At 60.3% G+C, this 12,096-nt stretch carries 9 protein-coding genes; 5 read left to right on the top strand and 4 right to left on the bottom strand.

What is annotated here, in order from left to right:
- Positions 1-23: 23 nt before the first annotated feature.
- Complete coding sequence (locus FHX10_RS24145) at positions 24-902, top strand: ParB/RepB/Spo0J family partition protein (protein WP_063473879.1); 879 nt, start codon at positions 24-26, stop codon at positions 900-902.
- Positions 903-993: 91 nt separating this feature from the next.
- On the opposite strand, the gene holA is transcribed toward FHX10_RS24145, so the two are convergent.
- From holA to leuS, 3 genes are read right to left on the bottom strand one after another with little or no spacing between them, the layout of a single operon-like run.
- Positions 994-2,034 (bottom strand): DNA polymerase III subunit delta, encoded by a 1,041-nt coding sequence (gene holA, locus FHX10_RS24140; protein ID WP_097596025.1) that lies wholly within the window; start codon positions 2,032-2,034, stop codon positions 994-996.
- Positions 2,035-2,042: 8 nt separating this feature from the next.
- Positions 2,043-2,564, bottom strand: coding sequence for an LPS assembly lipoprotein LptE (gene lptE, locus FHX10_RS24135; RefSeq protein ID WP_063473877.1), 522 nt, complete (start codon positions 2,562-2,564; stop codon positions 2,043-2,045).
- On the bottom strand, positions 2,554-5,184 hold the full coding sequence (gene leuS / locus FHX10_RS24130) for a leucine--tRNA ligase (RefSeq protein ID WP_184390398.1): 2,631 nt from the start codon (positions 5,182-5,184) through the stop codon (positions 2,554-2,556). The genes lptE and leuS overlap by 11 nt, the downstream gene beginning before the upstream one ends.
- A gap of 200 nt (positions 5,185-5,384) precedes the next feature.
- On the opposite strand from leuS, the gene FHX10_RS24125 reads away from it, so the two are divergent.
- The 3 genes from FHX10_RS24125 (at position 5,385) to FHX10_RS24115 (ending at position 9,128) form a co-directional block, all read left to right on the top strand.
- A complete protein-coding gene (locus FHX10_RS24125; protein WP_047615880.1) occupies positions 5,385-6,044 on the top strand; it encodes a YggS family pyridoxal phosphate-dependent enzyme in 660 nt (219 codons plus the stop codon).
- Positions 6,045-6,126: 82 nt separating this feature from the next.
- Positions 6,127-8,037, top strand: coding sequence for a propionyl-CoA synthetase (locus FHX10_RS24120; protein ID WP_063473875.1), 1,911 nt, complete (start codon positions 6,127-6,129; stop codon positions 8,035-8,037).
- A 155-nt stretch (positions 8,038-8,192) separates the two neighbouring features.
- Positions 8,193-9,128 carry a flagellin gene (locus FHX10_RS24115; RefSeq protein WP_063473874.1) on the top strand — a complete coding sequence of 312 codons (936 nt, stop codon included), beginning with the start codon at positions 8,193-8,195 and terminating at the stop codon, positions 9,126-9,128.
- 82 nt (positions 9,129-9,210) lie between these two features.
- Here FHX10_RS24115 and FHX10_RS24110 read toward each other — a convergent pair whose 3' ends face one another.
- Positions 9,211-9,909 (bottom strand): DUF1013 domain-containing protein, encoded by a 699-nt coding sequence (locus FHX10_RS24110; RefSeq protein WP_047615874.1) that lies wholly within the window; start codon positions 9,907-9,909, stop codon positions 9,211-9,213.
- A 231-nt stretch (positions 9,910-10,140) separates the two neighbouring features.
- Here FHX10_RS24110 and acs point away from each other — a divergent pair, with 231 nt between their 5' ends.
- Positions 10,141-12,096 (top strand): acetate--CoA ligase, encoded by a 1,956-nt coding sequence (gene acs / locus FHX10_RS24105; RefSeq protein WP_047615873.1) that lies wholly within the window; start codon positions 10,141-10,143, stop codon positions 12,094-12,096.

Raw genomic sequence — 12,096 nt, 5'->3', positions numbered from 1 at the left:
AGGGGTGTAGGTGAGTGTAGATCATGAATGACGATGTATCGAAAAGGCGATTGGGCCGTGGCCTCGCGGCGCTGATAGGCGAAATGGATCAGCCTGTCCCGGTGGAAGCCGAGCGGACCATCAGTGCCGACAGGATGATCCCGATCGAGTTCGTCAGCCGTAACCCCCGCAATCCTCGTCGTTTCTTCGATGACACTGAGCTGCACGATCTCGCAAGCTCCATTCGTCAGCATGGTATCGTGCAGCCGATCGTGGTGCGAACGATATCGCGGGATCGATATGAAATCATCGCTGGTGAGCGCCGCTGGCGCGCCGCTCAGCTTGCCGGATTGATCGAAATTCCAGTCATTGTCCGTGACGTCGATGACAAGACGGCGTTGGAAATCGCCATTGTCGAAAACGTGCAGCGCGCGGATCTCAATCCGCTTGAGGAAGCCTTGGGCTATGAGCAGCTCATCGCAGAATATGGCTACACCCAGAACGACCTCGGCGAGATCATCGGCAAAAGCCGCAGCCACGTTGCCAATTCTCTGCGCCTGTTGAAACTGCCGGACCCGGTTCGTGATCTGCTTGCTGCCGGCAGCCTGTCGGCCGGGCACGCACGCGCGCTGGTTTCGACGCCGGATCCGGCCAGTCTTGCCCGTACGATCGTTGCGAAGGGCATGTCGGTCCGCGATGCGGAGAAGCTGGCGCAGAACAATATCAAGGCACAATCCGAGCCTCCGCCGGCCCTACGGCGCGATCAGAAGGATTCCGACACGCTGGCCCTGGAAAGAACACTTTCCGATGCCCTCGGCCTTGACGTTGCGATCAATCACAAAACCAGTGGCGGGCAGATTAAAATTTCCTACAAGTCGCTGGAGCAGCTCGAGGAAATCTGCCGCTTGCTCGAGCGGCGTTAGAGCGATTCCCAGAAAATAGCGAAGCGGTTTTCCGTCCAGAAGGGCGTGAAGGGGCAGAGCGTGCTTCGGTTAGCAGCTGAAGCGCTCCAAATCACGCCGATTTTCGACCGGATTGAAGGGTGGTGGAAAGAAGCGTTTGCATCGCAACGCTGTCTTCCAGTACCTGGCGCCGCCGACTCTGCAGAATTGCGGCCTGCAGGCGATTGGATTCACGGGCGATGCTTTCGGCGGTCCATTGGCGCAGCGCCTGTTCGATGATCGGCTTGCGGCGAAAATGCAGATGCCGCCCCATGGTCTGCATGATCTGAGGCGGCTGCAGGCGTTTTTCCTCCATTTCAGCGCGCATCGTATCGAGAAGCTGAAACTGCTTCAGGCATGCCTGAAGCACGAGAAAGATTGCGGTTTTTGAACTGCTGATCTTCTGCATGGCGTGCAGAAAGGCCGTGAGATCGCCGCTGAGAATCGCGTCGACGGCATCGTCGACGGAGATCGCGCTGGCATCGCCAATTATTTCGGTAACGTGATGTTCTTCAACCGTATCGGCGCCGCGACAATAGAGCGCGAGCTTGCGCACCTCGTTTCGGGAAGCGATGCGATCACCGCCAATCAGTGCGATCAGCGCCTGCCGCGCGGCCGGCGTGATACCGAGTTTCTCTGCACCGAGTTCGGTATCGATCAGCGTATTCAGAGCACGGCTGTCATCGGCGTAAGAGGGGATCGTCATGACAGATCGCGCGGCTTCGGCGGTCTTGCGCAGCAGCGAACCCTTTTTCAGGTCGCCGGCCTCCACGATTAGATAGGCGGCTTCGAGTGGTTTTTCGGCGAGCAGGGCCAGGGAATCGACGAGGTATTTTTCGTTTGCGGCGCCGCGGATCCAAATCAGCTTCTCACCGCCGAACAGCCCGATCGACTGGACCTCATCGACCAATCGTCCGGGATCCTTCTGCAGATCGCCGATATCGAGCTTCGTCAGCGAGAATGGGTCGTCGAGGGCCACACCACTTTTACCGGCAAGCAGACCCGCCCGTTCCGAAACGAGGCCGCGATCCGGCCCATAGATGACGAAGATCCGATAGTTCCGCGCCGATTTCTGCAGAAAGGTCTCGAATTCGTGGGATTTTATCTCTGCCACATCTCGCCTCAGCGGCTGAGGGCAGCGGCGATGTCGGCCCCTACGAATTCCGCCGCCTGATCCGCTGCGCGGTTCTCGGCATCACGGATCGCCCGCTGCTTGGCAAATTGCTGTTCGGAGAAATCCACCAGCGCTGTGGCCTGACGGCTGCCGGCCTTGATGACATGATTGTCGGTTATGGCACGCAGCGTGTAGGTGACGGTGACGGTCACCCGGCCGGCTTTCGACGTATCGCCGGATTCCTGAAGCAGCGTATCGGCGACGCTCGAGGTGGCGTGCATCTCAACCTGATATTGCGGGTTTGCGGCTTCGCCGGCGCCACGTGCTGCAAAGAAGATCAGGTGATTGCGAACCTGCTGTTCAACCCGGCTGCCTGCCGAGGAAAAGCCGACGGAGGAAAGCTTTTCGGTGAGACCGGAATTCTCGGAGTAAAGCGGCCGGACCTGGCAGGCAGAGAGAAAAGCCGCGGAGGCAAGGATCATGGCGATGCCGGCATTGCGAGCCAGCTTGCAAGCGATATCAAACGACAATGTTTACAATCCTTTGGGGAACCACGATGATCTTCTTCGGTGCCTGTCCGTTCAGCGCGTTCTTCACCGCATCCAGATCCAGCACGGCGGCGGTGACGGCATTCTGATCTGCATCGCGAGAAATTGTCAATTCGGCGCGTTTCTTGCCGTTGATCTGTACCGGCAGAACGACGTCGTTTTCGACAACGAGCGTTTCGTCGTAGCGCGGCCAGCTTGTCCGGGCAAGCAGCCCTTCATTGCCGAGCGCCGTCCAGCACTCCTCAGCCAGATGCGGCGTCATCGGTGCGACCAGCTGGATCAGGATCTCTGCGGCATCGCGGACTGCCGCGCGATAGGCGGCATCACCCTCTCCCGCCGCAACCCTGGTCAGCGGTGCGGCCAGTGCGTTCACGAGTTCATAGATGCGGGCGACGGCCTTGTTGAACCAGAGCTTGTCATAATCGTTTTCGACAGCCTTCAGCGTCTTGTGGGCGACCTGTGAGATCGGCAAGGCTTCCCCCTCGCTCGCCGGCGCAGCTGCGACGGCGGAGAGTGCGTCCGCGGCTTCCGAAATCAGCCGCCACAGGCGTTGGGTGAAACGATGGGCGCCTTCGACACCCGCCTCGGACCAAATGACATCACGCTCGGGCGGAGAGTCGGACAGAACGAAGAAACGGGCGGTATCGGCGCCATAGGAGGCGATGATATCGTCGGGATCGACGACGTTCTTTTTCGACTTCGACATCTTCTCGATCGAGCCGATCGCAACTTCCTCGTTGTTGGTCAGCAGGAAGGCCCGGCGTTTGCCGTCGAGTTCGTCGATGCGGATATCGGCAGGGGCCACCCACTCGCGGCTGGCGCCGGCACCGCGGCTATAGGTTTCGTGGACCACCATGCCCTGGGTGAAGAGACCCTTGAAGGGTTCGGTGGCCGCCACGTGACCGGTTTCGCGCATGGCGCGGGTGAAGAAGCGCGAATAGAGCAGGTGCAGGATCGCGTGCTCGATGCCGCCGATATACTGGTCGACCGGCAGCCAGCGGTTCGCGGCTTCGGGATCGGTTGGTTTTCCTTCCCAGGGCGCGGTAAAGCGGGTGAAATACCAGCTCGAATCGACAAAAGTATCCATCGTATCCGTCTCGCGGCGGGCATCCTTGCCGCAGGTCGGGCAGGAGACATGACGCCAGGTCGGATGACGGTCGAGCGGGTTGCCGGGCTGATCGAAGGTAACGTCGTCGGGCAGCTTGACCGGCAGGTCCGTCTTCGGCACCGGCACGACGCCGCAATCATCGCAGTGGATGACCGGGATCGGGCAGCCCCAATAACGCTGACGGGAAATGCCCCAGTCGCGCAGGCGGAAATTGACCTTGCGCTCGCCCTGCGGCGCATTGCCGAGCGAAGCGGCCGCCAGGCGGTCGGCAACGATATTGAAGGCCTCCTCCGTCGTCTTGCCGTCGAGGAAGCGCGAATTGATCATCACGCCCTCACCGTCATAGGCGGTATCGCCGACGGCAAAGCTCGCAGCGTCGCCATCCCTCGGCATGACGACGGCCACGACCGGCAGGCCGTATTTGCGAGCAAAATCAAGGTCGCGCTGGTCGCCTGACGGGCAGCCGAAGATCGCGCCGGTGCCGTAATCCATCAGGACGAAGTTGGCGATATAGACAGGCAGCTCCCAGGAGGGATCAAGCGGATGTCTGACGCGGATACCGGTATCCATGCCTTTCTTTTCGGCGGTCTCGAGTGCGGCGAGCGACGTGCCGGCACGGCGGCACTCCTCGCAGAAGGCTTCGATATCGGCATTCTTTGCGGCGGCATCCTTTGCCAGCGGGTGATCGGCGGCGATCGCCAGGAAGGAGGCGCCGAACAGCGTGTCCGGCCGGGTGGTATAGACCGTGACCTCGCTCTCGCCGGCAGGCGCCGTTTCCGGCACAATCTCCCAACGAATCGTCAGGCCTTCCGAGCGGCCGATCCAGTTCTTCTGCATCAGCCGCACTTTTTCCGGCCACTGTTCAAGCGTGTCCAGCGCGTCGAGCAGATCCTGGCTGAAATCGGTGATCTTGAAGAACCACTGCGTCAGTTCGCGCTGTTCGACCAGCGCACCGGAACGCCAGCCGCGGCCATCGATCACCTGTTCGTTGGCGAGCACAGTGTTGTCGACAGGATCCCAATTGACCTTCGACTGCTTGCGGTAAACCAAGCCCTTTTCCAGGAAATCCAGGAAGAGATGCTGCTGGTGCTGGTAATATTCGACATCGCAGGTGGCGAATTCGCGGCTCCAGTCCAGCGAGAGCCCCATGGCCTTCAACTGCGCCTTCATCGAGCCGATATTCTGGTACGTCCAGGAAGCGGGATGCACGCCGCGCTCCATGGCGGCGTTCTCTGCCGGCATGCCGAAAGCGTCCCAGCCCATCGGGTGCAGCACATTATAGCCCCGCGCGCGCTTATAGCGGGCGACGACATCGCCCATGGCGTAATTGCGGACATGGCCCATATGGATGCGCCCCGACGGATAGGGGAACATTTCGAGGACGTAATATTTTTCGCGCGGATCGGCATTGTCGGTCTCGAAGACCTTGTCTTCATTCCATTTCTGCTGCCAGCGGGGCTCGGCATCGCGCGGATTATAACGTTCGGTGGCCATCGTATTCGTATTTCCGGAAAATCAGGGGAGTTGGTCGAGACCTTCACCATGAAACCACCGTAGCGTCAAGTTTTGCAGGCGCTGCAAGCGTCCGATCTTGATCACGTGCAAGCGATTTCGCGAAGGCGGGTCTTGGCAAGCACAGGTTGGCTGGTTAGTTCATTGCCAATCCTTTCATGCTGGTATGTCGAGGCAGAACGATGGAACTTCAAGAGCGGTTGAACGACGTGCGATCACGGATTGCGGCCGGGGAACGCGCGGCAGGTCGGCCGGCGGGTTCCGTTCAGCTGGTCGCGGTATCGAAGACCTTCGAGGCGGACGCGATCCGCCCGGCCATCGAAGCGGGACAGCGCGTCTTCGGCGAGAACCGGGTGCAGGAAAGCCAGGGCAAGTGGCCGGCGCTGAAGGCCGAGCGTCCGGATATCGAATTGCATCTGATCGGGCCGCTGCAATCGAACAAGGCGGCGGACGCGGTGGCGCTCTTCGACGTCATCGAGACGGTGGACCGGGAAAAGATCGCCCGCGCGCTTGCCGAGGAGATGAAGCGGCAGGCCAAGACGCCGCGGCTCTACGTCCAGGTCAATACCGGGCTTGAACCGCAGAAGGCCGGTATCGCTCCTGACGACACGCCAGCCTTTGTGGCGCTCTGTCGCGACGAGCTCGGCCTTTCTGTTGAAGGTTTGATGTGTATTCCGCCGGCCGAGGAAAATCCCGGGCCGCATTTTGCCCTGCTGGCAAGACTTGCGTCCAAATGCGGCGTCGGAAAACTTTCCATGGGAATGTCCGGTGACTACGAGATGGCAATCGCCTTCGGCGCCACCAGCGTCCGCGTCGGATCGGCGATTTTCGGCGCGCGCTGAAACTCTGCTTTGGTCGGGCTTCCCGTTCCTCTCACCGCTGCCTAGATTGATATCGAGGCGTGCATGTCCTGGGGAGGAGCAGATGCAGAACGACTATCATCAGGTCTACGCGGCCTGGAAACGCGATCCCGAAGCCTTCTGGCGTGAAGCCGCTGCCGACATAGACTGGTTCAAACCGCCGGAGCGGGTGTTCTCGCCCGACGACGGTGTCTATGGCCGTTGGTTCTCAGCCGGGGAAACCAATACCTGCCACAATTGCCTGGACCGGCATATCGCTGCCGGGCGCGGCGGCGAGACAGCCGTTATCTTCGACAGCGCGATGACCGGCGAGAAGCGGCGTTTCACTTACGACGAGGTGCTTGTCGAGGTAAAGGCGATCGCCGCAACGCTGCTCGAATTCGGCATCGGCAGGGGCGATCGCGTGATCCTCTATATGCCGATGCTACCGCAGGCGGTCTTTTCGATGCTCGCGTGCGCTCGCATCGGTGCGGTTCACTCCGTCGTTTTCGGTGGATTTGCCGCCAGCGAACTTGCAGCGCGCATCGACGATTGCGGTGCGAAGCTGGTGATCACCGCAAGCTGTGGGCTCGAGCCCGGCCGTATCATTGTCTATAAGCCCTTGGTCGACCAGGCGATCGAGATCGCGGGTTCGAAGCCGGAGCGTTGCCTGGTGCTGCAGCGGCCGGAGCTTCGGGCAGATCTCGTCAATGGCCGCGATCAGGATTTCGAGACGGCAGTGGCGCGCCATCGCGGCGCCGAGGTCGCCTGTGTTTCGGTCAAGGCGACCGATCCGCTCTATATCCTCTACACCTCCGGCACCACGGGCCAGCCGAAGGGTGTGGTGCGCGACAATGGCGGCCATATGGTTGCGCTCAACTGGTCGATGCGGAATATCTACGGCTTGAAGCCGGGTGAGGTCTTCTGGACGGCTTCGGATATCGGTTGGGTCGTCGGGCATTCCTATATCGTCTACGCTCCGCTGATATCAGGCGTAACCACCTTGATCTTCGAGGGAAAACCGGTCGGTACTCCGGATGCCGGCACATTCTGGCGCATCGTTTCGGAGCATAAGGTGCGGGTGCTATTCACGGCGCCGACGGCGTTCCGCGCCATTCGGCGGGAGGACGCGGACGGCGATCTGATACGCAAATATCCGATGCCGGATTTGCGGGCGCTGTTTCTTGCCGGCGAAAGGGCGGATCCGGAGACCCTGAAATGGGCGGAGCGCATGCTCGGCATACCCGTCATCGATCATTGGTGGCAGACGGAGACCGGCTGGCCGATCGCCGCAAATCCGCTCGGTCTCGGCGCCCTTCCCGTCAAGCACGGTTCGCCGGCGCTGCCGATGCCCGGTTATGAGATCGCGGTGCTCGACGATGCCGGCCATCCGATCGAGGCCGGAACGCTCGGCAATATCGTCGTGAAGCTGCCCTTGCCGCCCGGCTGTCTGCCGACCCTCTGGAACGCCGACCAGCGTTTTCGATCGGCTTATCTCGATGAGTTTCCGGGCTACTACAAGACGGCTGACGCCGGATATGTCGATGAAGACGGCTATCTCTTCATCATGTCGCGCACCGACGACATCATCAATTGCGCCGGTCATCGGCTCTCGACAGGGGCCATGGAGGAGGTCTGTGCGCGTCATCCCGATATCGCCGAATGCGCTGTTATCGGCGTGATCGATGCGCTGAAGGGTCAGGTGCCCTGCGGTTTCCTGGTGCTGAAGCGCCATGTTTCCCGTGAGGCGACGGTGATCGAATCAGAGGTCGTGGCGATGATTCGTGATTCGATCGGACCCGTCGCCGCCTTCAAGATGGCCATCATCGTTAACCGGTTGCCGAAGACGCGCTCCGGCAAAATCCTGCGCGGCACCATGCAGAAAATCGCCGACGGCATACCCTGGAAAATGCCTGCAACCATTGATGATCCAACGATTTTGGAAGAAATCGCCGAGGCGCTGCGGGCGCGCGGGTTCGGCTCGCTGCCGATGTGAATTAAACTTTCGGTAAGTCTAATTGAGGAATTGTTAACCATATCGATGCAAGCATTTGTTAACGGCAATGGCTTGCATAGCAGGCTTTGCATGACGCGGTCGCCGTTACCGGCTTAGTCCGGATTGCCCCTTTCTCAACGATTGTGGAACGGATCATGACAAGCATCCTCACCAACAACGCTGCCATGGCAGCGCTGCAGACTTTGCGCGGTGTAAACGATAGTCTCAAGGACACCCAGGGTCGCGTTTCCTCGGGTTATCGTGTTGAAAAGGCGGCTGATAATGCCGCCTATTGGTCGATCGCAACGACCATGCGTTCTGACAATAAAGCGCTTTCGGCCGTCTCGGATGCCCTCGGTCTCGGCGCGGCGAAGGTCGATACCGCCTATTCGGCCATGGACAGTGCCCTCGACATCGTCAGCGAAATCAAGGCGAAGATCGTCGCCGCCACGGAAAAAGGCGTCGACAAGACGAAGATCCAGCAGGAGCTCGATCAGCTGCAGGAGCAGCTGCTCAGCATCGCCCAATCGGCATCCTTCTCGGGTGAAAACTGGGTCGCCGGCGCTTCCGGCACGAAGAGCGTCGTCTCGTCCTTCGTCCGCGACGGCAGCAATGCCGTCTCGGTCAAGACGACGGACTATGTGCTCGATTCAGGCACGCTTGGAAACGTGCTCTTCGGCATGACCAGCACCGGCGCGATCGAAACGACCAGCGGCATCATCGGCACGGCTTTCAACGGAACCTATGGCGGCAAAGTTATCATCATGGCGTCGATCTATGATCTCGACATTACCGGTTTCACCCAGGGCCAGCTCGACGCGGCCTTGACCGGCGTCGAATTGGTCCTCGGCGCCATGACCGCCGCCGGCTCGGCTCTCGGCTCGATCTCGACCCGTATCCAGCTCCAGGAAAATTTCGTCAGCGGTCTTCACGATTCAATCGACTCCGGCGTCGGACGTCTGGTCGATGCCGATATGGAAGAGGAATCGAGCAGGCTCTCGGCGTTGCAGACGCAGCAGCAACTGGCCGTCCAGTCGCTGTCGATTGCCAACAGCTCGGCGCAGAACATCCTCACCCTGTTCCGCAGCTAAAGCGCGTCGTGATCTTCTACAGGCAATAGGCAATAAAAAACCCCGCCAGACCGGCGGGGTTTTTCATGAGATAACCGATATCTCAGTACTGGTCGTCGTCCTCGTCCTTCGGGGCTGAGCGCAGCGAGCTCAGCTTGCGGAAGACGGCGTCGGCATCGATTTCCTTTTCCTCTTCGCGCTCGTAGCTCGGGGTCAGGCGCTCGGTTTCCTGTGCCGATTGCAGCGTCGCGCCAAGCTCGGCGGCGGTCGGCAGCGGACGACCCTTGGAGGCCTTTTCCACTTCCATGTCCAGATCGATCTGGCTGCAGAGGCCGAGCGTTACCGGATCCATCGGCGCCAGGTTGGCCGAGTTCCAGTGGGTGCGCTCGCGGATCTGCTCGATGGTCGATTTCGTCGTGCCGACGAGGCGGGAAATCTGCGCGTCCTTCAGCTCCGGATGGTTGCGAACGAGCCAGAGAATGGCGTTCGGGCGGTCCTGACGCTTCGAAACCGGCGTATAACGCGGGCCGCGGCGCTTGGATTCCGGCACGCGCACCTTTGGTTCGGAAAGCTTCAGCTTGTGGTTCGGATTGGCTTCGGCGCGGGCGATCTCGTCGCGGGAGAGCTGTCCCGTCGAGATCGGGTCGAGGCCCTTGATACCCTGCGCCGCTTCGCCATCGGCGATCGCCTTGACTTCGAGCGGATGCAGTTTGCAGAACTGCGCAATCTGATCGAAAGACAGTGCCGTATTGTCGACGAGCCAGATGGCTGTCGCCTTCGGCATGAGCAGTGTTTGAGCCATGGATATAGTCCTTCTATCGTCCGCGCCGGTCGCGGTCCGTGGATTGTCACCACAATGTCCGGGAAATATGCCGCTATATAACCGCACTGTCGCAGAATTGCAATTCTTCCAAAATGAAATGACCTTTGTCTAATTGCCGCCACGATGCGAACTGCTATGAATTGCCCTGATTTGAAATCCAGGCCCGCTTTGCCGGCGCGGCCCATCGCATGTCCCATGAGGAGGAGTTCCATGTCGGAGAAGATCTATCCGGTTACGAAGCCGGTGAAGGCGCGCGCCCTGATCGATAAGGAAAAGTACCTGAAATGGTACGAGGAAAGCGTCGAGAACCCGGACAAGTTCTGGGGCAAGCACGGCAAGCGGATCGACTGGTTCAAGCCCTATACCAAGGTCAAGAACACCTCCTTTACCGGCAAGGTCTCGATCAAGTGGTTCGAGGACGGCCAGACCAACGTCTCCTACAACTGTATCGACCGACATCTGAAAACGAATGGCGACCAGGTGGCGATCATCTGGGAAGGTGACAACCCCTATATCGACAAGAAGGTCACCTATAACGAGCTCTACGAGCATGTCTGCCGGATGGCGAACGTCTTGAAGAAGCACGGCGTCAAAAAGGGCGATCGCGTCACCATCTATATGCCGATGATCCCGGAAGCCGCCTATGCGATGCTCGCCTGCGCCCGCATCGGCGCGGTGCATTCGGTCGTCTTCGGCGGTTTCTCGCCGGAGGCCTTAGCGGGGCGCATCGTTGACTGCGAATCCACCTTCGTCATCACATGCGACGAAGGTGTGCGCGGCGGCAAGCCGGTGCCGCTGAAGGACAATACTGATACCGCAATTCATATCGCGGCACGCCAGCACGTGATCGTGGAGAAGGTTCTGGTCGTTCGCCGCACCGGTGGCAAGACCGGCTGGGCGCCAGGCCGCGATCTCTGGCATCACCAGGAAATCGCCACCGTGAAGGCGGAATGCCCGCCGGTGAAGATGAAGGCGGAAGATCCGCTCTTCATTCTTTATACGTCAGGCTCAACCGGTAAGCCGAAAGGCGTGCTGCACACGACCGGCGGTTATCTCGTCTATGCGGCGATGACGCATGAATATGTCTTCGATTATCACGACGGCGACGTCTACTGGTGCACGGCCGATGTCGGCTGGGTCACCGGCCACTCCTATATCGTCTATGGGCCGCTCGCCAACTGCGCAACGACGCTGATGTTCGAGGGCGTGCCGAATTTCCCGGACCAGGGCCGCTTCTGGGAAGTCATCGACAAGCATAACGTCAATATCTTCTATACGGCGCCAACAGCGATCCGCTCGCTGATGGGCGCCGGCGACGACTTCGTCACGCGCTCCTCGCGCTCTTCGCTACGCCTGCTCGGCACCGTTGGCGAGCCGATCAACCCCGAAGCCTGGGAGTGGTATTACAATGTCGTCGGCGACAAGCGTTGCCCTGTCATCGACACGTGGTGGCAGACGGAAACCGGCGGCCATATGATCACGCCGCTGCCAGGTGCCACCGATCTGAAACCCGGTTCGGCGACGACCCCGTTCTTCGGCATCAAACCGCAGCTGGTCGACAATGAGGGCAAGGTGCTGGACGGCCCGGCCGACGGCAATCTGTGCATCACCGACAGCTGGCCGGGTCAGATGCGCACGGTCTACGGCGATCACGAGCGCTTCATCCAGACCTACTTCTCCACCTATAAGGGCAAGTATTTCACCGGCGACGGCTGCCGGCGCGATGCGGACGGTTATTACTGGATCACCGGCCGTGTCGACGACGTGCTGAACGTCTCCGGCCATCGGCTCGGCACGGCAGAGGTGGAATCGGCACTCGTCTCGCACAATCTGGTTTCGGAAGCTGCTGTTGTCGGTTATCCGCATCCGATCAAGGGCCAGGGTATCTATTGCTATGTGACGCTGATGGCCGGTCACGATGGTTCGGACGCGCTTCGCCAGGAACTGGTGAAACATGTGCGGGCGGAAATCGGCCCGATCGCCGCGCCCGACAAGATCCAGTTCGCGCCCGGTCTGCCGAAGACCCGGTCCGGAAAGATCATGCGCCGCATCCTGCGCAAGATCGCCGAGGACGATTTCGGTGCACTTGGCGACACCTCGACGCTCGCCGATCCCGCCGTGGTCGACGATCTGATCGCCAACCGACAGAACAAGGCGACGGCCTGA

Origin of the sequence: Rhizobium sp. BK591, assembly GCF_014195045.1 — a bacterium.
GTDB classification, from domain to species: Bacteria; Pseudomonadota; Alphaproteobacteria; order Rhizobiales; family Rhizobiaceae; genus Rhizobium; species Rhizobium anhuiense.
The sequence above is the reverse complement of the archived record's forward strand: the minus strand, read 5'-3'. Positions and strand labels throughout refer to the sequence as shown.

Excerpts from the sequence above, each read along its gene's own strand:
- acs (WP_047615873.1), top strand. The coding sequence starts at position 10,141 with ATGTCGGAGAAGATCTATCCGGTTACGAAGCCGGTGAAGGCGCGCGCC.
- FHX10_RS24125 (WP_047615880.1), top strand. The coding sequence starts at position 5,385 with ATGGAACTTCAAGAGCGGTTGAACGACGTGCGATCACGGATTGCGGCC.
- FHX10_RS24145 (WP_063473879.1), top strand. The coding sequence starts at position 24 with ATGAATGACGATGTATCGAAAAGGCGATTGGGCCGTGGCCTCGCGGCG.
- leuS (WP_184390398.1), bottom strand. The coding sequence starts at position 5,184 with ATGGCCACCGAACGTTATAATCCGCGCGATGCCGAGCCCCGCTGGCAG.
- FHX10_RS24110 (WP_047615874.1), bottom strand. The coding sequence starts at position 9,909 with ATGGCTCAAACACTGCTCATGCCGAAGGCGACAGCCATCTGGCTCGTC.
- FHX10_RS24115 (WP_063473874.1), top strand. The coding sequence starts at position 8,193 with ATGACAAGCATCCTCACCAACAACGCTGCCATGGCAGCGCTGCAGACT.
- FHX10_RS24120 (WP_063473875.1), top strand. The coding sequence starts at position 6,127 with ATGCAGAACGACTATCATCAGGTCTACGCGGCCTGGAAACGCGATCCC.